The sequence below is a fragment of the Luteimonas deserti genome, assembly GCF_013425765.1.
Taxonomy (GTDB): domain Bacteria; phylum Pseudomonadota; class Gammaproteobacteria; order Xanthomonadales; family Xanthomonadaceae; genus Luteimonas; species Luteimonas deserti.
Map to the genome: position 1 here is coordinate 95,610 of NZ_JACCJZ010000010.1, position 19,986 is coordinate 115,595.

A 19,986-nucleotide genomic window follows, 5' to 3' on the forward strand; every position below is an offset into this window, starting at 1 on the left:
GGCACGCGCACCTGCGGATGGGCCATGCGTCGTCCGGTGTCGTGGCCGCGCGGGCCACCGTCCGCGCGTCCGGTGCGACCATCGCGAGTCGGCCGCCACGTTCACCCGCTGCTGCAATCCGCGGGACCACGCGCGTTAGGATGGCCCACCCCCGGTCGCCTGCCTTCGAATCCATGACGGTCCGCCATTCCGACGCGCTGCCCGCAGCATGAGCGACGCGTCGCGCCCGGCGTCCGGCCGGGCATCCGCCCGCATGGAACGCCTGCAACCCTGGATCGCCGGCGTGGCGAGCGTCGTGCTGCACGCGCTGCTGCTCCTGCTGGCCTGGCTGACACCGCCGATTCCGATGTCCACGCCGCAAGGCGCTGCATCCGGAAGCCGCATCGAGGTCACCATGATCGGCGAGACGCCCGACGTCGTGCCGCCCCCCAATGTTCCGCCCGCGACGCGTCCGGCCCCGCGTGCGCAGCGGCCTCCGCAGCCGGATGCCGCGCGCGGGGCGCGCGCTGCATCGCGCCTGCAGGCCACGCAGGTCGTGCGTGCCGAGGCCCCGGTGGCGCCCGATCCGGGCGATCCCAGCGAGGCCGATGTGACCACGCCGGATCCGACGACATGGCCGCAGCCGGCAGAACGGCCGGCAAGCGCGGCGGCTGACCAGGCGCCGGTCGCCGTGCCGCCCCCACCGACCCAGCGCCGCGCGCGCACCCGGGGCCAGCCGCCCGGCATGCTGCCCGAGGACACCGCACCGGTGAACGCCGGCATGGCGCGCAGCGCCAGCAGCACCCGCAGTCGTGGGCGCGATGGTGCGTCCGATGCGCCGAGCATGGAGGTGGGCGGTTACCAGGTGGTCTACGACACGCGCAGCGAACGCCAGCTGCGCGAATGGCGCGACCAGGGCATCACCGAGATCTTCATTCCGTTGCCCGGCACCCGCCAGCGCATGGTCTGTCCGCTGGAAACGGCGCTGCGACGCGAGTCGAGCAACTGCCGCATGCTCGATCCGGAGGATCCGCAGATGGCGAACATCGGCGATGCACGCGAGGTCATCAGCTTCCACCAGGTCTACCGGCGGGGCGAGCTGGTCTGGCGCGGGCCCGGCGCCTACCGCTAGGCGTCGCATCGCGTGCACGGCGCGGTCTGCGCCACGAGACGCGTGGGGCGACACGGCGCACCGCATCGATACGCCAAGGATGTCCACGCCGCGGACAACGCGATTGCACCGATCGGTCGAGCCGCACGGACGAGGCGGAGGGATGACCGGCGATCGTCATGCGCGCGGCATGGCCCATCGGCGCAGCATGGCATCGGTCAGCGTGACCCGCGTCCGCCGCTTCTTCGAGATCGCGTTCGATCCCATCGCGCTGCGAAACCACTGTAGATCGACCGCCGTGCAGCTCCGGGTCCCGTCGCGCACCGCGTGAAGACGCTGGACCGACCCTGCAATCCATCCATCTATTCAGCGCAGTCGGGATTCTCGTTTCACAGTCCGGCGTGCCGCAGATGCGTAGCGTCGTGCAGCACATTCGCAAACAAAGTGGTGGTCGCAGTGTTCAAGTTCCTAGGCAAGACCGCGGGAATCATCTTCCTGATCGGCCTGATCGTGGTGATCGGCCTGCTGATGCTGATCTTCTGATACCGGGCGTCGCCCCGCTGTCCGTCCTCACGTGCAGGTAGGCCTGGCTGATGCCGGCCTTGCACGGATCGTCCTTGGCCGCAGCGCGTTCACACGCCCGCAGCCAAGAACTCTTTCTTCTTCTTCCGGCAGCCGCCTTCACGGGTGGCCTGCCTCTTTCGTATCTGCGTGGTTTCGGCGGCAGTGCCCCAGAGCGCTGCCGCGCCGCGCTCACAGGAGCACTCCATGATGACCCCCTCCCACGACCCGTCCGATACCGGGCGTGCGCCATCCGGTTCCGACCCGGCGCATACCCGGCCGCTCGAGGATCAGGCCGCGTCGCTTGCGAACAGCGCGACGTCCGAAGCCCAGAACAAGGTCGAGAGCGTGCGCAGCGCCGCTGCAGACAAGCTCGACTCGCTCGTTGACAGTGTCGAAGCGGCTGCGTCAAAGCTGGAGCGCAACGACATCGGGCATATGTCGGATTACGTCACCGAGCTCGCGTCGAGCCTGGGCCGTCTGTCCAGCAGCATGCGCGACAAGAGCGGCGACGAGTTGTTGCACGAAGTGACGCGTCTGGCCCGTGACAACCCCGCACTGTTCGTGACCGGCAGCATCGCGGTGGGCTTCGGGCTCGCGCGTTTCGCCAAGGCGTCCGCCCCCGCGTCTGCAGCGCCCCCGAAGCGGGATGCAGACGCGAGCCGCGCTGCAGCACCAGGCGATCGCAGCGGAAACGGATCGTCCCAGACGACGCATGCGTCCGCGCATCCCGGCGCCGGCGCGACGGCCCCGACAGACCACACCGCGGCGGTGTCGGGCCACGGCCCGCAATCGACCGCTGCGTCGATGACCGCGACCGCCGTCGCCCCCGACGCGCTCGGCAGCACCACGGCGCCGCATCCGGGACTGCGGGCATGAGCGCCCGTCCGGACATGCCGCCATCCGAGGCGTCCGGCCCAGTGCCGGGCGCACCGCCCATTGCGCAGGGCGACGCCTCCGTCGGCAGCCTGCTCAAGCAGCTGGCGCATGAAGTGCCAGTGCTGATCAGCAAGGAGCTCGCGCTCGCCAAGAGTGAAATCCGGGAAAACCTCGAGGCCACCCGACGCGGCGTGGCGGCCGTGGCCACCGGAGGCGTGGTCCTGCTCGGCGGCTTCCTCGTGTTGCTGCTGTCGGCGGTGTATGCGCTGGGGAACGTGGTCGAGCTCTGGCTCGCGGCCTTGATCGTGGGCGGTATCACCTTGCTGGCGGGCCTGATGATGGTCCAGGCCGGCAAGAAAAAATTCGAAGCGCAGGCGTTCACGCCGGATCGCACGATCGATGCGTTGCGCAAAGACAAGAACGCTCTGCAGGAGAAGGCGTCATGAACAGTCCCCACCCGATGCATGCAACCCCCCCGTCCACCACCTCCGAAGCCAGCCCGGCCCAACTCGAACGGGAGGTCGATCGTCAGCGCGAGCACATCGGCAGCCTTGTCGATGCGCTGGAGAGCAAGCTGTCCCCGGGCGAGATCTTCGAGCGCGTGCTGAGCTACGGAAAGGGCGGCGGGCGCGAATTCATGGGCAATCTCGGCAGCACGGTCCGGGCCAATCCGGTGCCCGCGCTGCTCACGGCGGCAGGTCTGGTCTGGCTCTACGCCAGCAAGGACGCGCCACGTACCAACCCCCCTGGCGGACATCGCGACGGCAATGGACAGGCGGGCGATGCTGCTGGCGCAGGCAATGGCCAGGCGACCGGCGACGGTGACCATGCCGGACTCGGCGACCGTGTGCGCGATGTCGCCGAACGCCTCGGTGGAACGATGGGCGACGCCCGCGATCATGCCGGCGAGGCCGTGCACGGCGCCGTGGACGCCACGCGTGATCGCGCGCGCCAGGCCAGCGCCGGTCTCCAGCATCTGCTCGAAGACAACCCGCTGGCTGCGGGTGCGATCGGAATCGCGGTGGGCGCCCTGCTCGGCGCGATGTTGCCTTCCACGCGCAAGGAGGACGAGATGCTCGGTGAGACGAGCGATCGCTTGACCGGACAGGCCAAGGCCATGGCCGCCAAAGGGTACGAACGCGCCTCCGAGGCCGTCGAAACACTGGCGACTTCGCAGGACGGTGGGCAGAGCGGCCGACAGGATGCCGGCCACGAGGAGCCGCCGACGCCGTCCACTCACGCCGGCTGACGGCCGACGCCGCACCCGGGGCCGGCCCACGTCCTTCGATCAAGGCGCCGGGGGCGGGTCCTCAGAAGGCCACCGCTGACGCCCGTTCGGGATCGGGCGCAGCGGCGCGGACGTCCTGCGGGGCGGGGCTCGGGCCCGATCGAGGCCCAATCGTGGCCCGGTCGCGCCCGGCAGCGCCCGCCTTGCGCGCCTGTCGCTAGACTTCCCCGGACTCCGGGGGGACATGCAGATGACCGAATCGAACCCGGGCGGACCGGAGACGGTCGCGCCTGCGCCGCGTGCGCGGATCAGCTTCGAGCGCCTGCGCGAGCGCACGGACGAGCTCGAGATCATCATTTCCGGCCTGCTGGCCTTCTCGCTGCTCGCACTGCCGCCGCGCGTGTTCGATGCCTGGGTGGCGAACGCGGTGCACGTCGAAGGGCTGTTCCAGTGGGCACTGTGGTTCGGCTTCCTCGTCAGCCTGGGCCTGTCGTATGCGCTGGCCTTCGCCTTCATCGTGCACCTGGCCATCCGTGGCTACTGGGTGGCACTCGTCGGCCTCAAGTCCGCGTTCCCCGACGGCGTGCGCTGGGAGCGGGTGGCGATGATGGGCTCGGCCACGCGTGCCTACCATCGCGAGCGCATCGGCGATCTCGGCGATGCGATCGACCGTGCGGACCGGCTGGCGTCGATCCTGTTCGCGATGGCCATGCTGATCGCGATGACCCTGGTCTGGACCGGCGTGCTCGCGGTGGCAATGATCCTGGCAGGCGGCGCCCTCGGCGCGGTGTTTCCCGATCCCGACCGCGCGACCAAGGCCATCCTCGTCGGCGCCTACGTCGTCTTCATGCTCGGCAACGGGGCGATGATGCTGGCCGATCGCCTGGTGACCCGCAGTGAGGCCGCGGGCCGGCCGGCCCCGGGTCTGCATCGCCTCGTGCGTCGGCTGCTGCGCATCTACGGCGTGCTGCTGCCGATGCGCCTGATCGCGCCGGTGCAGTTCACCCTGCAGAGCAACCTCAACGGCCGCGGCTTTCTGGTGGTGTACTTCGCGGTGATCGTCGGCGCGCTGGCGATCGGCGGCGTGCAGATCGTCAACTCCTCGCAGTTCGCCATGCTCAACCGCTACGACGTGATGAACACCGCCGCCGTCGAGCACGGGATGACGAGCGCGCACTACGAATCGCTGCGGTCGGAGCATGACCGGCTGCTGCGGTTCCCGATGATTCCCTCCGACCGCATCGCCGAAACCCATCTGCGCCTGTTCGTTCCGCACCAGCCCCAGCGCGACAACGCGCTCGCGCGCGAGCGCTGCAACGGATTGGAGGGCGGCCGCAACATCGCGGAAGGCGCGGAGGCGGGCACGCGCGCGGTGGAATGCATCGCTTCGCTCTGGACGGCCACGCTCGACGGCGCGCCGATCGCGCTCGAGGCCTTCATGCCGGCCGAGCGGCGCGATCTGGGCATGCGCGGCCTCGTGGGCTATCTCCCGTTGGACGGCCTCGCACCGGGACGCCACGATCTCGCCCTCGTGTGGAACCCCGGCGGCGAGGCCGGAGGGCCCGCCCGTCGCCGCGAGTACCGCATCCCGTTCTGGTACACGCCCCAGGTCACGCAACGCGCGGCGCGCGAGTAGACGTCGCTGCCTGGACGCAGCCGGTCAATCGCGTCCGTGTACGCCGTCCACCTGCAGCGGCACGGCGCCGTCGAACTTCACCGTCGACCACACCACCATGCTCTCGTAACGCCGCACGACCGGGTCGGCGGTCAGCTCGCGCTGGCCCCAGCGCTCGAACGCGGCCGGATCCGCCGCGTGCACCACCAGCACGAAGTCGACCGCGCCGGAGACCGAGTAGCACTGCGTGACCTCGGGCAACTGGCGCATCCGCGTCTGGAAGCGCTGCAGCAGCTCGGGTGACTCGCGCTCGAAACTGACCTGCACGATCACCTGGATGCCGGGCATCAGGTTGCGGTCCAGCACCGCGACCTCGCGCTGGATCACGCCATCGCGCCGCAGCGCCTCGATCCGCCGGCGCACGCTCGATTCGGACATGTGGCTGCGCGCGGCCAGGCGACCCGGGCCCTGGCGCGCGTCCTCCTGCAGCAGGGCGAGCAGGGCCCTGTCCTTCGCATCGAGGAAGCGGGCGGCAGGCATGGGCGATTCCGTGCAGGAGGCGGCGAAGATTGGCGGCAGGCGCTCGAACCGTCAACGCGGATGCGCACATCGCGCCATTGCGGCTGCCTAGACTGTCCGCGTCAACCGCTTCGAAGGCCCGCCATGCCGCTGATCCGCCGTTTCGCGTCGCACGCGCTGTGTCTGGGCGCGCTGTCCCTCCTGCCGTCCGCCGCGGCGGCCGATGCGCTTCCCGGCTATTGCGGCATGGTCACGCATGCGGGCGGCGCCGCCCAGGCACGGGCGTCGGGTCACGCCGACGTGGCAGGCGGCCGCGCCTATACCGTCGACACGCCGCAGCCCGTCGGCTCGGTCAGCAAGACCTTCATCGGTCTGGCACTGGCCCAACTGGTCCAGGCGGGCGAGATCGACCTCGATGCGCCGGTGGGCGAGCTGCTGGGGTGGCCGGTAATCAACCCGCGCCACCCAGCCCGCAGCGTCACCCTGAGGCACCTGGCCACGCACACCAGCGGCATCTACGACGACGAGGCCACATATGCATCGGCGTACGTGCCCGAGGGCCAGCCGGTGGCCGATCTCGGCGCATTCCTGCGCGCCTACATGACCGCGGACGCCGCCGGCGGCGCGCCGTCGCGGTTCCGTCGCTGGGCACCCGGCACCCGCTACGAGTACAGCAACATCGGCGCGGCCCTCGCCGCCCTGGTGGTCGAGACGCGGACCGGCACCGCGTTCGCCGACCACGTGCGCGCGCGCATCCTGCAGCCGCTGCACATGACGCGCAGCGGCTATCCCGGCTTCGTGGACACGTACGGCGCTCAGGCGATCCTCTACGACCGCGGCACGCCGGTGCCCCCGTACCGGCTGGTGACCTATCCCGACGGCGGTCTGGTCTCCACCTGCGCCGACCTGCAGCGCTTCACGGTCGCCGTGATCGACGCCTACGCGGGAAAGCCGTCCGCGCTGGACCCCGCGGCCGTCGCGCTGATGCTGGCGCCGCAATGGTCCAGGTCGCCACCGGGCGTGCCTGACGCGCTGGCCAATCACGGCCTGTTCTGGGAACACCGCCGCAGCGGCGCGATCGGCCACACAGGCGGCGACCCCGGTCTCGCCGCGCTGCTGGCGATCGAGCCGGCGCATGCGTCCGCGCGGGTGCAGCTCACCAACACCGCACTGGACGAGGATGCGGCCGCGGCGTCCGAGTTCATGCGCAACTGGCGGGCGCTGGGCGAAGACGCGCCGGCGTCGGACACCGGGATCGACACGCAGAAGCAGCGGACGGGCGCGCCGTCGTCACTCCGCATACGCGGCGACACGGTGACGGCGCTCTCGGGGTCAGGGCATGGCATCCGCCGGGCGACGCGGCGCGTTCGCCTTTCGAGCCGTCACGCCCTTGCGTCGTCGCGCTGTCCGGGACAGTGATCATCCGCAGGCACCGCAGCTGCGCGTCCATGTCGGTGCTAGCGCAGGGGTTCGGCCGGCGCCGCCGCAGCACCGATGAAGCGGCCATCACCGACGTCCTCCGCCCGCCAGCCACGGTCGGCGTCCAGTCCGGTGACCCACCAGGTGTGCGCGTCGATGCGCAGCGGGCCGCGCACGCGCTCGTGGAAGCGGGTGGGCAACATGACGCCTGCCAGCGCGCGGTAGCCCGAAAACGTCGTGTCCACGTGCGCGCCCTGCGTGGTCGGAAAGCCGTTCAGGGTGAGGTGCACGCGATGCAGCAGGTGGGAGTCCGGGCCGAGCCACGCCACCACCTGGTCGCTCGCGGCCTCGCCGAAACCGGGGGCGATGTCCACCAGCACCCGCGTGTAGGCACGCCCGCCTTCGCGCGCATCGGCCAAGCGCACCACCCGCGTGGCGCGGGCCGCGAGGAACGACGGACCGAAATGGAACAGCGCGAAGGCATCGGTCGTCATCGCCGCGGCGGCCAGCGTCTGCGCATCGCGTGTCGGCACGCCGTCGTAATACACCTCGATGCCCTGGGCCGTGCGCAGCACCTGCTTGGTGCCTGCCGGGCCCTGGTAGCGGATCGCGTGCACACCGGTGGACGGCGAATAGCGCGTCTCCGCCGTCACCCGGTAGTCCGCGTCGGTGACTACCGGCTGGATCCGCTTGATCAGCGCGAACCAGCGGCCGTCGCTCGCGTAGTTGAGGTCGCCCGAGCGTTCACGCAGGTCGCCGCCGTGCGCCGTCACGCTGCGCGCCAGCACGGCCTCCCCGTCGAGCCCGTCGTCCGCCACGTACGGCATCGACGCCTGCGGAAAGCCGGTGGCGCAGCCGGCCAGCCAGACGACGCTGGCCAGCAGCAGAACGAGCCGGGTAACCGTATGCATGGCCATTGTTCCGTGCGAAACCTGCCATGCATACGCACGGAGCGCCGGGTTGGATCCTCGGACGTGCTCATGGCGCACGGCGACATCCCGACTGCTCAGGACCCCAGCACCACCCGTGCGATGCCGAAGTACACCAGCACGCCGGCGACGTCCGCGATCGAGGTCACCAGCGGCCCGCTGGCGGTGGCCGGGTCCAGCCGGAACTTCGACAGTGCGAACGGCAGCGACATGCCGATCAGGCTGCCCAGCAGCACCACGATCACCATGGTGATCGCCACCACGGTCGCGATATCGGGGCCGCCGCGCCACAGGCCGATCGCGGAAATCGCCACCGCCATGGTCAGGCCGAGCAGGCCGGCCACGAGGACCTCGCGGCCGAGCATGCGACTCCAGTCCTGGGCGCGCACGTCGCCCGTCGCCAGCGCACGCACCATCAGCGTGGCCGACTGCGAGCCGGCATTGCCTGCGCTCGCGATCAGCAGCGGCAGGAAGAACAGCAGTGGCAGGTGGGCGGCGATGACGTCTTCGAAATGCGCGATGCCCGCGCCGGAGAAGATGTTGCCGAACACCAGCAAGACCAGCCAGAACACCCGCAGCCGGTAGAGCTGGCGGATCGTCGCGCCACGGACCGTGCCGGCCAGGCGACCTGCGGTGCCGCCGGCGAGCAGCGCATCCTCGGTGGCCTCGGCCCGGACCACGTCCATCGCGTCGTCGGCGGTGACGATGCCGACCAGGCGGCCGTCGGCGTCGAGGATCGGCAGGGCGATGAAGTCGTAGCGGCCGATCAGCTCGGCCACCGTTTCCTGGTCGTCGCCCACGTGCGCGACGATCGGCCTGGGCTGCATCAGGTCGGCCACCAGCGCATCGGGCGCTGCGGTGATCAGGCGCCGCAGGGTGACCACCCCCACCAGATGCCGGGCATCGTCGATCACGTAGGCGTTGTAGATGGTCTCGGCATCGGGAGCGATGCGCCGCAGTTCCTCCACCGCCTGCTGCGCGGTCAAGCCGGGAGCCAGCGCGGCGTAGTCGGAGGTCATGATCGCGCCGGCGGTGTCCTGGCCGTAGGCGCTCAGCCGGCGGATGTCCTCCCGCTGGGCCTGGGCGAGCGCGGGCAGCACCTGCGCGCACTGCTCGGACGGCAGGGCGTTGAACAGGTCGGCACGCTCGTCGGCCGACATGTGCTCCAGCAGCTCGGTCAGCGCGGCACGCGGCACCACCGCGACCAGGCCCGACTGCATGTGCAGCGGCAGATAGCCGAACACCGCCGCCCGTTGCGGCGGGGCCAGCAGCGGCAATGCGCGTGCGGCCTGCGCGGGCTCGAGATGCGCCAGCGCATCGGCCACGTCGGCCGGGAGGGCGTCGTCGAGCCAGCTCGACAGCAGGCCGCAGTCGTCGCGCGCCAGGCACCTCGATCTGGCGCGCGGCATGCGCGGCGTCGAAGCGGCGGTCGTGACCGCGCAGGCGCGGTCCGGCAAGCGGATTGGGGAGGGTGTGCATGCGTCGTCCTCCGCCCGCGGGCGCGGCGGCGACGAACGGGCTCAGACGTCCGTCGGCCTCACCGCGTGCCCGGGGGCGCGCTGGGGGATGGTCGGGGCAGGTCGGGGTCGACTGTCGGTGTCCATGGCAGGCGGATGCAGGCCGGGGCCGGTGGGCAAGTCTAGCGACGCTCGCGTGACCACCACCGCGACATCCCTGCACCGCGGGCCTCGCACGGGACCGTCAGTCGGCGGCCTTCGGCGCCGACATGGCGTTGCTGTAGATCCCCGAGCGGTCGAAGCAGCATGCCCGCCGCTTGCCCGCGGCGAGCATGTCGCAGGCCGTCGCCAGGCGTTTGACGCGGGTCTCGGCCTTCTTGCCGGAGGTGATCCAGTGGATCCAGTCGCGCCGCTGCGCCGGCGTGAGAGTCGGCCACTGCGCAGCCGCAGCCGGATGGGCCGCCAGTGCCGCGACCACGTCGTCCGGCATCTCGGGGTCCGGTTCCTCGGCGAGCGGGGCGAAGACCAGGGCCACGCGGTCGCCGTCGGCGACACCCGCGGCGTCGCGCAAGGCGGCATCCACCTTCAGCCAGTGGCTGCCCTGCCCATCGGGCTGCAGCGTCGCGGTGAAACCGTGCCCGGCGAGCGTGCCCTGCACCGTCACCAGTCCGCGCGTGGGCAGGCCGGCGCTGGCGGCGGCCGGGAGCACCAGAAACGACCAGGTCGCATCCGCCGGCTCGGCGGGGCGTCGCAGACGGGCCCGGCAGCGGACGGTGCGCGACGTCGGAGGCATGGGTGGTTCCGCGCTGAGTGAAGGGCCAAGCATGACGGTCCGGCGCGCGCATGTGAACCAGGGTCGGCCGAGCCGGCGCGCGTGCGCCGTGGCCGCGAGCCGGGCACTCGACGCCGCAGCCGGCTCTCCCATCGGCGTCGATCGAGTGTCGGGCAACGCCGCCGCGTGCCCGCCCGGATACGGCGCTCGCCGCACGGGATCGCGATACCGGGGACGCCCTGCCGTGTGAACCCGGCCCATGCCCGCGAGGCAGGATCCGTCATCGAAACGCGACGCCACGGGGGGCGCGCCCGTTGCTAACATCCGGCCGGGTTTCACTCCCCCAGCACGCGATGCGCATTCTCCTCATCGGCCTCGTCCTGTTGTTCGCCGCCTGCAGCCAGCCACCGACGCGCGAGGACGCGGCGCGTGCGAGCCGGCCCGCGCCGCCGCCGATCCGCCACGTGGTCGCGGTGCACCGGGGCACCGAACTGCTGCACATCATCAACTACCTCGCGCGGGTCTACGGGCCGCCGGTCCGCGACTACGACTATCGCAACGAGGTGGATGCCTGGTTCGGGCATCTGCGCGAGCATCCCGCGGTGGTGCATGCCCGCACGCTGCCGTACAACGATTTCGCCGAGCTCGGCTGGGCCCTGGAGTGGCCGGGGCCCCGGGTGGTGGAGCCCGAGGGGTTCGGACATCTCGGCCTGATCAAGGACGAGGCCTATCTGCGTGACTACCTGCGCCTGGCGGTGGAATTCGCGCAGGTGTCGGATTTCGAGGGCTTCTTCGCCGCGCACGAGGCCGATTACGCGCGCTGGGTGGCCCAGTTCGAGACCCGGCTGGCCGCCGTGGACCCGCTGACGCCGCTGGCCGATCTCTACGGCACCGGCCTCGACAAGACCCTGTACTTCTCGATCTCGCCGCTCGGCGTGGTGCTCAAGGCCAACATCGTCATCGACGAGGTGGCGCCGCGGCATGCCGGGTACGGCCCGATCCTGGTGCCGTTCGATCCGCGGTTCCTGCCCGAGGGGCCGACGGATGCCGCGCGCTTCGATTACGCCGACATGCCGCTGGCCAATGCGGTCTGGCACGAGGCCACCCACATCGCCCTCGAGCAGTTCGCGCACGGTCAGCGCGACGTGCTCAAGGACATCGACTACGCCGACGATTTCTCGCGGCAGTTCAAGGTCTTCGACGACCCGCGTCTGGACACCTACTTCTTCGTGCACGAGGTGCTGGCGGACGCCGTGGCCATCCACCTGAAGGGCGAGCGCTTCGGCGCCGATGCCGCCGAGACCCATCTGGCGCAGAACGAGGCGATGGGCGGCGTGCTGTACCGGCCGGTCGTCACCCATCTGCGCGAGCGCTACGCCCCGGGCCGTGCGACCCGCGATTTCCGTGCCCATCTGCCGACCCTCGCCGCATTCATCAGCAGCGTGGACGACGGGGCGCGATAGGCCGGCGCGCGCCGGCGCCGCGCGCCGCACCCATCACGGCACTCACATCCCCTGCGCCCACCCCGGCAGCCGTGTGAACGCGCCCGGTGCCATCCAGATCGCCATGGCGATCATCATCAGGTTCTCGGTCAGCGAGACGAAACCGAGCGGTACGTTGCTGGCACCGCCCACGCAGGCGCATGTCAGTTCGCGGCGGTCCACGTAGACGGCCTTGAACACCGACACCGCGCCCACCGTGCCGATGAACAGCGCCACCGGCACCGAGAGCCAGGTCAGCACGCCGGCGATCATCAGCACGCCCGCCAGGCCTTCCGCGAACGGATACACGTAGGAATAGGGCACCCAGCGCCGGGCCAGCAGATCGTAGTTGAGGAACATCGTGGCGAAGCTGCCGAGGTTCTGCAGTTTCAGCAGGGCCAGCACCGCCATGCTGAAGGCGATGAACCACTCGCCCGCGCGTACGGTGAACGGCGTGCCGTACACCGCGGTGCTCGCCGCCAGCGCCATCAGCAGGGTCATGCCGAACAGCGCGGCGACCGGGCGATAACTGGTCGCCTCGGGGTCGACGACGCGCTTGCCGAAATGCCGGCGCAGAGCGTCGTAGCCGCCGATGCGCGCGCCGTCGATGAAGGTCTGCGGGGTGGTCGCCACGCCGTGCTCGGCTTTGAACGCATCCACGGCCTCGCGCGAGGTCAGCCAGTGGTCCTCGACCTCGAAGCCCTGCCGCCGCAGCAGGTCGCGCGCCTTCAGGCCGTAGGGGCAGACGTGCTGGTCCATCACCATGCGGTACAGGGTGGCGCGTGGGCGCGCCGGGTGGCGGGCAGTGCGCATGACGGTCTCCGATCCACGTTGGATTCACGACGGACGCCCATGCTAGGCCCCGCGCCGTAGGACGGAGTCAAGCGATGCCGCGCTCGATCGGCCGGTTCACCCATCTGCCGCGTCGGCGCGTGAACCCTACGTTTCAACAGAGGCTGATCGAGACGTCCGAACAGGGCGCCGCCATTCGTCGCCGACGCCCGGCGAACGTGGCCGGCGGCGTGTCATCCGCATGGCCCGGCGCGCCGGTCTCAAGCTGGAGGATCTCCCCGCGCCGCGCGCGCTCGACGCCCGGACAGGACGGTGGTGCGTAGGCGGCTCGCCCGGAACGGCATCACCGGGCTGGACGCGCGGATCGCGGCGCCGAGCCCTGTACGTGACGAGCCGCAGACGCTCGCGCGGGAGCGCGGTGCGAAGGCGAGGAGGCCGGGCCCATCCGGGCCTCGTGCCAGGACGGGCGGCGTGGTGTGTCCGGGCCGCCGGACCGTCGCCTGCAGCCGGCCAAAGCGAACTGCGCGGGTCGACCGGCGCGGGCCCGGTGTCAATGCGCTCCGGGTGCACGGGCGGCGTCGTGCCCTTCCGTCAGCCCCGCACGCAGCGCCGACCACTGCAGCATCGCATCCAGCGCCGGGCACAGCGCCTGGCCCCAGGGCGTGAGCCGGTAGTCGACCTTCGGCGGCACCTGCGGATACACCGTGCGCGTCACCAGGCCGTCGGCCTCGAGCTGGCGCAGCTGCTGGGCCAGCATCTTCTGCGAGATGCCGGGCACGAGGCGCTCCAGATCGGAATAGCGCTGCACCTGCCCGCCGAACAGATGGAACAGCAACTCCAGCTTCCAGCGTCCTTCGAGCAGGCGAAGTACCGCCTCCACATCGCGTGCGGCAGCTTCGGGCGTACGGGGCTCACCGATCGGTGCGGTCACTTACCTTCCGGTACGTTCTTGATGCATTCCGAGTCTATGACCACCATCCGGGGCAGACAAACCCCAGGACACTGACATGACGCCTTCGCTTCCCGACGTGGTGGTCGACTACTTCCGCATCAGCAACGGCGGCGACGATGCCGCGCTCGGCGCCTGCTTCACCGACGACGCCGTGGTGCACGACGAAGGCGGCACCCACCGCGGCCACGCCGACATCCAGGCCTGGAAACGCGCCGCGCGCAGCAAGTACGACTATTCGGTCACGCCGGTCGACAGCCACCGCGACGGCGATCGCCTGACCGTCTCCGCCGAGCTCGTCGGCAATTTCCCGGGCAGCCCGGTGACTGTGGACCACGTGTTCGAGCTCGCGGGTGAGCGCATCCGCGCGCTGCGGATCGGCTGAGCGCGCCGGCCGCGTTGCAGCGCACACGATGGAGGCGGATGCTCGTGCGATGGACCGCCTCGTCCCTGGCACCGAACCCCCGCCGCACCCGCCCGGCGTGCGCGGGTTGACCCGTGCCATGGAGCTCCCGCAGGCGCCGATCCTGGCGACACGCAGCGCCGGGGTGTCGGGCATGGCGTTTCTCGAACTCGGCAGCGGCGACGCCGCCGCCGGGGTGGCGGCGCCGGTCCGTGACGACGCGTTCCTGATCGCGCTGCAGCTTCGCCCCTGCGCCGATTTCGATCTGTACGCCGACGGCCGGCTGGTGCGCCCGCGCGGCTTCGACACCGGCAATGTCGCCATCTTCGACCTGCGGGAGAACCTGGCGACCGAGCGTCGCGAGGCCTTTCACGCCGTCGATCTCTATCTTCCGCAGGCCGCGCTCGTTGCGGTTGCCGAAGAGGCCGGCGCGGTGCGCATCGACGACCTGCGCCACGACACCGGCGCCGCGTTCCGCGATCCGGTCGCGCACGCGCTGCTGTCGTCGATTCGCCCGGCCCTCGCCATGCCGGCGCAGGCCAACCAGCTGTTCCTCGACCACGTCGCCCTGGCACTGACCTCGCACGTCGCGCATACGTACGGCGGCATGCGCCCACGGCCTGCCGTGCAGCCCGGCGCGCTGGCCGCCTGGCAACTCCGGCGCGCCCAGGACCTGCTGCGCGCCAATCTCGCCGGCCGCGTGACGCTGGCCGAGCTGGCCGGCGTCTGCGAGCTGTCGATCCGCCACTTCACCCGTGCCTTCCGTGCGTCCACCGGCACCTCGCCGCACGGCTGGCTGATGCGCCTGCGCGTCGAGCGCGCGCGGGATCTGCTGGTCGATCCGCGCATGCCGCTGGGCGAGCTCGCGCTGGCCTGCGGCTTCGCCGACCAGAGCCATTTCACCCGCGTCTTCCACCAGCACCTGGGCATGAGCCCGGGCGCGTATCGGCGCCTGCACCGGACCTAGAACGCGTCGGACACGCGCGCGCCACTGCGTCCAACCCGCGTGCGGCGCGAGGCCGGGCGCATCGCTGCAGCCAGCGTGGAGCGCCTACAGCGGTGCGCCCGCACGACGCGGCCCGAACGTTCCAGCCGCGTCCCGCGCGTGCAGGATCGCCGCCTGCGCGCTCGGCAGCATGGGGTCCTCCCCCCATGCTCCAGGACGACAGCGCATGCGCACTCCGCGCGACAGCACGCCCCGCCCCGACGACGCGAGCGGCCCGCACCACCCGGGCCACGACACCGCATCGCATTACGACTTCATCATCTGCGGAGCCGGTTCCGCGGGCTGCGCGCTGGCCGGCCGGCTGGCCGAAAACCCCGACGTCCGGGTGCTGCTGCTCGAGGCTGGCGGCAGCGACGACCTCCCCGACATCCAGACACCCGCGCAGTGGCCGGCCAACCTCGGGTCGGAGCGCGACTGGGGCTTCGTCGCCGAGCCCAATCCGCACCTCAACAACCGCGCGATCCCGCTCAACATGGGCAAGGTGCTCGGCGGCAGCTCCAGCATCAACGTGATGGTGTGGGCGCGCGGCCACCAGGAAGACTGGGACCACTACGCCGAGCACGCCGGCGACGACGGCTGGAACTACCGCAACGTGCTCGACATCTACCGCCGCATCGAGGACTGGCGCGGCCTGCCGGATCCGGAGCGGCGCGGCCACGGCGGCCCGGTGCATGTCGAGACCGCGCGCGATCCGCAGCCCGAGGCGCTGGCCATGGTGGCCGGCGCGGAGTCGATCGGCCTGCCGGTCTTCGCCAGCCCCAACGGCGCGATGATGGAAGGGCGCGGCGGTGTCGCGATCGAGGACCTGATCGTCAGGGACGGCCGGCGCGCGTCGATGTACCGCGCCTACGTCTGGCCGAAACGGCACCAGGCCAACCTCACCGTGCGCACCCATGCACAGGTGCACCGGCTGGTGTTCGACGGGCGTGCCGTGACCGGCGTGGAGGCGATCGTCGACGGCCGGCGCGAGACCTTTCTCGCCGACCGCGAGGTCGTACTGTCCATGGGCGCGATCAACACGCCACGCGTGCTGATGCAGTCCGGCATCGGCCCGGAGGACGAGCTGCACCCGCACGGCATCCCGGTCGTCCAGCACCTGCCCGGCGTCGGCCGCAACCACCAGGACCACGTGGCCTTCGGCTGCCTGTTCGAATCGCACGCGCCGCTGGCCATCGGCCATGGCGGTTCCGAAGCCACGCTGTACTGGAAGACCGATGCCACGCTGCGGCTGCCCGACATCTTCCAGTGCCAGCTGGGCTTCGCCGTGCCCACGCCGGAAACCGCATCGCGCGGTGCGCCCGCCAATGGATGGATGACGTTCGCTGGCCTGTCGCATCCCAAGAGTCGCGGCACGCTGCATCTCACCGGCAGCGCGCCGCAGGACCGCATCCGCATCCAGGCCAATACCCTGTCGCACCCCGACGACCTGCGTGCGGCGAAGACCACGATCGCGATCGCGCAGGAGATCGCCCACGCGCCCGCGTTCAAATCGCTGCTCAAGCGTGAAGCCATGCCAGGCCCGCTCGCCGGCGCCGAGCTGGAACGCTATATCCGCGATTCGGCGATCACCTTCTGGCACCAGGCCTGCACCGCGAAGATGGGCCGCGATGCGATGTCGGTGGTCGATGGCCAGCTGAAGGTCTACGGCATCGACCGGCTGCGTATCGCCGACGCCTCGGTCCTGCCCGACGTGCCGAGCGGCAACACCATGGCGCCCTGCGTCGTCGTCGGCGAACGCGCGGCCGCTCTCATCAAGGCGGCGCACGGCATCTGACGCCGGCGCTCGTCTCCATTCCCGTCCGATATCGACCGGAGCAACATCCCATGCGCTTTGCATTTCCCACGCTGCTCGCCAGCGCTCTGAGCCTCGCGGCGGCCACCGCCACGGCCGACACCCGCACCCCCGCCGCGCCTTTGCCCGCCAACGCGGTGCGCAACATCGTTCTGGTGCACGGCGCCTTCGTCGACGGCGCCGGTTGGCGTGGCGTCTACGACCTGCTGATCGAGCGCGGCTACCGCGTCAGCATCGTGCAGAACCCGCTGACGTCGCTGGCCGACGACGTCGCCGCCACCACGCGCGTCCTCGACCGTCAGGACGGGCCCACCGTGCTCGTCGGCCATTCCTGGGGCGGTACCGTGATCACCGAAGCCGGCATGCACGACACGGTGGTCGGCCTGGTCTACGTCTCGGCGCTGTTGCCGGACGCCGGGGAGACCACCGCGCAGCAGTACGAGGGCTTCGCGCCCCAGCCCGAATTCGTCATCGACACCCGTCCCGACGGCTACGGCTTTCTCGATCGTGCGGGATTCAAGGCCGGCTTCGCCCACGACGCCAGCGACGCGGATGCCGCGTTCATGGCCGATGCGCAGGTGCCGATCAACATGAGCGCCTTTGCAACGCCCTTGCAGCACGCCGCCTGGCGCAGCAAGCCGAGCTGGTCGGTCATCGCCACGGAAGACAAGGCATTCGACCAGGCCATGTTGCAGCACATGGCCAAGCGCATCGGCGCGGAGATCACCAACGTCCCGGCGAGCCACGCGTTGTACGCCACGCAGCCACGTGTGGTGGCCGATGTCATCGACCGGGCGGCCCGCCGGGCGGCGAACGGGCGCTGACCCGATCAAGGCCGCGCGCAGCCGCGCGGTGTCCATCCCGATGCGGCCGATCCGGCCGAAGGCGTGCGCCATGCAGTACGACCAGGTGTTCATCAGTGCAGAGCAGACTGCCCAGGCCAATGCGGATTCTCGACGCCCTGATGGCGCGACAACTCGCCTTCGGCGGTCCCATCCTCGGCGGCCCGGCCCGGTTCCTGTGGAACTTCGGCGACAGCGACGTCCCCGAGGACCTGCGCAGGCACACGCTGCTGACGGTGGACCAGGACGACCACTACATCGTCACCTACACCCGCGAAGACCTGAAGGCCGAACTGGTCGACACGGCGGAATCCACGTCGCTCGAGAAGGTCTGCATGATCTCCATGCTGCCGATGGAGCCCAACCGCTCGCTGCGCATCCTGCTCGACGCGGCATTCGAAGGGCGTGGCGGCGAGACCCGTCCGCAACCGGTCGATGCCGTGCCCGCGCTGACTTTCGTGCCGGAAGATCAGGTCGCGACACGCACCCGCAGTTCGAGCGGGTCGGTCGGCAGCCGACGCTGATCATCGCCCATGGTGCACGCGTGCCTGCGAGCCCGCTGGCGAGGCGTCCGGGCGATCGGATGACGCCGCGCGTCGCGCTTGCAACGAAGGCGACGGGCGATGCGAACCGCATCCAGGAACGACTCGTATCGCTGCCGTCGTCCCCGCGACCGCCGGGATCCGATGACGTCTCCATGCCGAAGATGCGACGGCCAGGGCGCGCAAGACAGCCTCACCTGACACGGCGCACGCCTTCCGTTTCCGCGGTTGTCGAAACCGGGCCTTTGCGGGATAGTTGACAGCGTTGTCAGCGCAGGGCATCGCCGCTCTGCATACGCCACGCATTCGCCTGGCCACGCCGCGGAGGGCGCATGCAGATCCAGCATCCCGGGGGTGACGGCGCTCGGACACGCGTCCCCCTGCGCGAGAAGGTGGGCTACGGCATCGGCGATTTCGGCTTCAATCTCTACTGGGCCAACATCTCCGCGTTCCTGCTGATCTTCTACACCGACGTGATGGGCCTGGCCGCGGCGGCCGTGGGCACGATGATCCTGGTCACGCGCGTGTTCGACGCGGTCACCGATCCGCTGATGGGCGCCATCGCCGACCGCACCCGCACACGCTTCGGCCGCTTCCGGCCCTATCTGCTGTGGGGCGCGTTGCCGCTGGCGTGCGCCGGCGTGCTGACCTGGACCGTGCCCGACCTCGGCGACACCGGCCGCCTCGTGTGGGCCTACGTGACCTTCAGCGTGATGATGCTGGCCTACACCGTGCTCAGCACGCCCTACTCGGCGCTGTCGGCGGTGATGACCAGCGACGGCCAGCAGCGCACCACGCTGATCAGCTTCCGCTTCATCGCCGCGTTCGCCGGCACCACGGTGGTCAATGCGTTCACGCTGGACCTGGTGCGCTGGTTCGGCGGCGACAACGTCGCCCTGGGTTGGCAACTCACGCTGGGGCTGTACGGGCTGGTCGCGTCGTTGCTGTTCGCGACCGTATTCCTCAGCACGCGCGAGCGGATCACGCCGCCGCCGTCGCAGCGCAGCGACGTGCGCCAGGACCTGCGCGATCTGCTCGACAACCGGCCGTGGATGGTGCTGTTCGTGCTGGCCCTGGTGATCATGATCACCATCGTCATGCGCAGCGGCGCCACGGTGTACTACCTCAAGTACTACGTCGAGCGCCCCGACCTCACCGGCTGGTTCCTCGGCGGCTATTCCGTGGCCCTGGCCACGGGCGCAGCGCTCACGCCGCTGATGACGCGCTTCGTCGACAAGAAGCGGCTGATGATGTGGCTGATGGCCGCCGTGGGCGTGCTCAGTTGCGCGATGTTCCTGGTGCCGCGCGATGCGATCTGGCTGCTGTTCGTGCTCAACATGCTGGTCGGTCTGGCGCTTGGGCCGAAATCGCCGCTGGCGTTCTCGATGTACGCCGACTGCGCCGACTACACCGAGTGGAAGACCGGCCGGCGCGCCACGGCGATGACGTTCTCGGCGGCCACGTTCTCGCAAAAGCTCGGCGGCGCGCTGGCCGCCGCGATGATCGGCTGGGTGCTGGCGGCAATGGGCTACGTCGCCAACGAGGCGCAATCCGATGCCTCGCAGCTCGGCATCGCGCTGCTGCTGACGGTGATTCCGGGCGTGGTGGCCTTCGCCGCGGCGGCCGTGATGCGGGGCTATCCACTCGATGCCTCGATGATGACCGATGTCCAGAACGCGCTCGACGCGCGCCGGGCCGAACGCGGATGAG

Annotated in this window: 21 protein-coding genes; 15 read left to right on the top strand and 6 right to left on the bottom strand. The window is 70.6% G+C overall.

Going from position 1 to position 19,986, the window contains the following annotated elements; all coding sequences use genetic code 11:
- The first annotated feature begins 208 nt into the window (after positions 1–208).
- The 7 genes from H0E82_RS03980 to H0E82_RS04005 all read left to right on the top strand — a co-directional run bounded on the left by H0E82_RS03980 (position 209) and on the right by H0E82_RS04005 (position 5,394).
- Positions 209–1,111, top strand: a complete 903-nt coding sequence (locus H0E82_RS03980) for a type II toxin-antitoxin system RelE/ParE family toxin (RefSeq protein WP_180544050.1) — start codon at positions 209–211, stop codon at positions 1,109–1,111.
- A 142-nt stretch (positions 1,112–1,253) separates the two neighbouring features.
- Positions 1,254–1,421: a hypothetical protein gene (locus H0E82_RS03985; protein ID WP_180544052.1), complete on the top strand. Its 168-nt coding sequence runs from the start codon at positions 1,254–1,256 to the stop codon at positions 1,419–1,421.
- A 116-nt stretch (positions 1,422–1,537) separates the two neighbouring features.
- Positions 1,538–1,633, top strand: a complete 96-nt coding sequence (locus tag H0E82_RS17120) for a small membrane protein YohP (RefSeq protein ID WP_486624448.1) — start codon at positions 1,538–1,540, stop codon at positions 1,631–1,633.
- Positions 1,634–1,861: 228 nt separating this feature from the next.
- Entirely contained in the window at positions 1,862–2,530 is a 669-nt protein-coding gene (locus tag H0E82_RS03990; protein ID WP_219338398.1) for a hypothetical protein, read from the top strand.
- Positions 2,527–2,976, top strand: coding sequence for a phage holin family protein (locus H0E82_RS03995; RefSeq protein ID WP_219338399.1), 450 nt, complete (start codon positions 2,527–2,529; stop codon positions 2,974–2,976). The genes H0E82_RS03990 and H0E82_RS03995 overlap by 4 nt, the downstream gene beginning before the upstream one ends.
- Complete coding sequence (locus tag H0E82_RS04000) at positions 2,973–3,779, top strand: DUF3618 domain-containing protein (RefSeq protein ID WP_180544055.1); 807 nt, start codon at positions 2,973–2,975, stop codon at positions 3,777–3,779. The genes H0E82_RS03995 and H0E82_RS04000 overlap by 4 nt, the downstream gene beginning before the upstream one ends.
- A 229-nt stretch (positions 3,780–4,008) precedes the next feature.
- Positions 4,009–5,394: a hypothetical protein gene (locus H0E82_RS04005; RefSeq protein ID WP_180544057.1), complete on the top strand. Its 1,386-nt coding sequence runs from the start codon at positions 4,009–4,011 to the stop codon at positions 5,392–5,394.
- Positions 5,395–5,418: 24 nt separating this feature from the next.
- Here H0E82_RS04005 and H0E82_RS04010 read toward each other — a convergent pair whose 3' ends face one another.
- Positions 5,419–5,913 (bottom strand): Lrp/AsnC family transcriptional regulator, encoded by a 495-nt coding sequence (locus tag H0E82_RS04010; RefSeq protein WP_180544059.1) that lies wholly within the window; start codon positions 5,911–5,913, stop codon positions 5,419–5,421.
- Between the two features lie 123 nt (positions 5,914–6,036).
- On the opposite strand from H0E82_RS04010, the gene H0E82_RS04015 reads away from it, so the two are divergent.
- Positions 6,037–7,311, top strand: a complete 1,275-nt coding sequence (locus tag H0E82_RS04015) for a serine hydrolase domain-containing protein (protein ID WP_180544061.1) — start codon at positions 6,037–6,039, stop codon at positions 7,309–7,311.
- Between the two features lie 38 nt (positions 7,312–7,349).
- Here the strand turns inward: H0E82_RS04015 and H0E82_RS04020 are convergent, their stop codons facing one another.
- The 3 genes from H0E82_RS04020 to H0E82_RS04030 all read right to left on the bottom strand — a co-directional run bounded on the left by H0E82_RS04020 (position 7,350) and on the right by H0E82_RS04030 (position 10,490).
- A complete protein-coding gene (locus H0E82_RS04020; protein ID WP_219338400.1) occupies positions 7,350–8,222 on the bottom strand; it encodes a hypothetical protein in 873 nt (290 codons plus the stop codon).
- A gap of 95 nt (positions 8,223–8,317) precedes the next feature.
- Positions 8,318–9,649: a magnesium transporter gene (gene mgtE, locus H0E82_RS04025; RefSeq protein ID WP_180544063.1), complete on the bottom strand. Its 1,332-nt coding sequence runs from the start codon at positions 9,647–9,649 to the stop codon at positions 8,318–8,320.
- Positions 9,650–9,941: 292 nt separating this feature from the next.
- Complete coding sequence (locus H0E82_RS04030) at positions 9,942–10,490, bottom strand: YdeI/OmpD-associated family protein (RefSeq protein ID WP_180544064.1); 549 nt, start codon at positions 10,488–10,490, stop codon at positions 9,942–9,944.
- Positions 10,491–10,822: 332 nt separating this feature from the next.
- On the opposite strand from H0E82_RS04030, the gene H0E82_RS04035 reads away from it, so the two are divergent.
- Positions 10,823–11,932, top strand: a complete 1,110-nt coding sequence (locus tag H0E82_RS04035) for a hypothetical protein (RefSeq protein WP_180544066.1) — start codon at positions 10,823–10,825, stop codon at positions 11,930–11,932.
- Positions 11,933–11,974: 42 nt separating this feature from the next.
- On the opposite strand, the gene H0E82_RS04040 is transcribed toward H0E82_RS04035, so the two are convergent.
- Positions 11,975–12,763 carry a glutaredoxin family protein gene (locus tag H0E82_RS04040; RefSeq protein WP_180544068.1) on the bottom strand — a complete coding sequence of 263 codons (789 nt, stop codon included), beginning with the start codon at positions 12,761–12,763 and terminating at the stop codon, positions 11,975–11,977.
- Between the two features lie 529 nt (positions 12,764–13,292).
- Positions 13,293–13,661, bottom strand: coding sequence for a winged helix-turn-helix transcriptional regulator (locus H0E82_RS04045; RefSeq protein ID WP_180544335.1), 369 nt, complete (start codon positions 13,659–13,661; stop codon positions 13,293–13,295).
- A gap of 88 nt (positions 13,662–13,749) precedes the next feature.
- Here H0E82_RS04045 and H0E82_RS04050 point away from each other — a divergent pair, with 88 nt between their 5' ends.
- The 6 genes from H0E82_RS04050 (at position 13,750) to H0E82_RS04075 (ending at position 19,985) form a co-directional block, all read left to right on the top strand.
- Positions 13,750–14,076: a nuclear transport factor 2 family protein gene (locus tag H0E82_RS04050; RefSeq protein ID WP_180544070.1), complete on the top strand. Its 327-nt coding sequence runs from the start codon at positions 13,750–13,752 to the stop codon at positions 14,074–14,076.
- A gap of 49 nt (positions 14,077–14,125) precedes the next feature.
- Complete coding sequence (locus tag H0E82_RS04055; RefSeq protein ID WP_180544071.1) at positions 14,126–15,061, top strand: AraC family transcriptional regulator; 936 nt, start codon at positions 14,126–14,128, stop codon at positions 15,059–15,061.
- A 205-nt stretch (positions 15,062–15,266) separates the two neighbouring features.
- Positions 15,267–16,874 (top strand): GMC family oxidoreductase, encoded by a 1,608-nt coding sequence (locus tag H0E82_RS04060; RefSeq protein WP_180544073.1) that lies wholly within the window; start codon positions 15,267–15,269, stop codon positions 16,872–16,874.
- 50 nt (positions 16,875–16,924) lie between these two features.
- Entirely contained in the window at positions 16,925–17,716 is a 792-nt protein-coding gene (locus H0E82_RS16750) for an alpha/beta fold hydrolase (RefSeq protein WP_180544075.1), read from the top strand.
- A 119-nt stretch (positions 17,717–17,835) separates the two neighbouring features.
- Positions 17,836–18,258: a hypothetical protein gene (locus H0E82_RS16755; protein WP_180544077.1), complete on the top strand. Its 423-nt coding sequence runs from the start codon at positions 17,836–17,838 to the stop codon at positions 18,256–18,258.
- 350 nt (positions 18,259–18,608) lie between these two features.
- Complete coding sequence (locus H0E82_RS04075) at positions 18,609–19,985, top strand: MFS transporter (protein WP_180544078.1); 1,377 nt, start codon at positions 18,609–18,611, stop codon at positions 19,983–19,985.
- The last annotated feature ends 1 nt before the right edge of the window (position 19,986 follow it).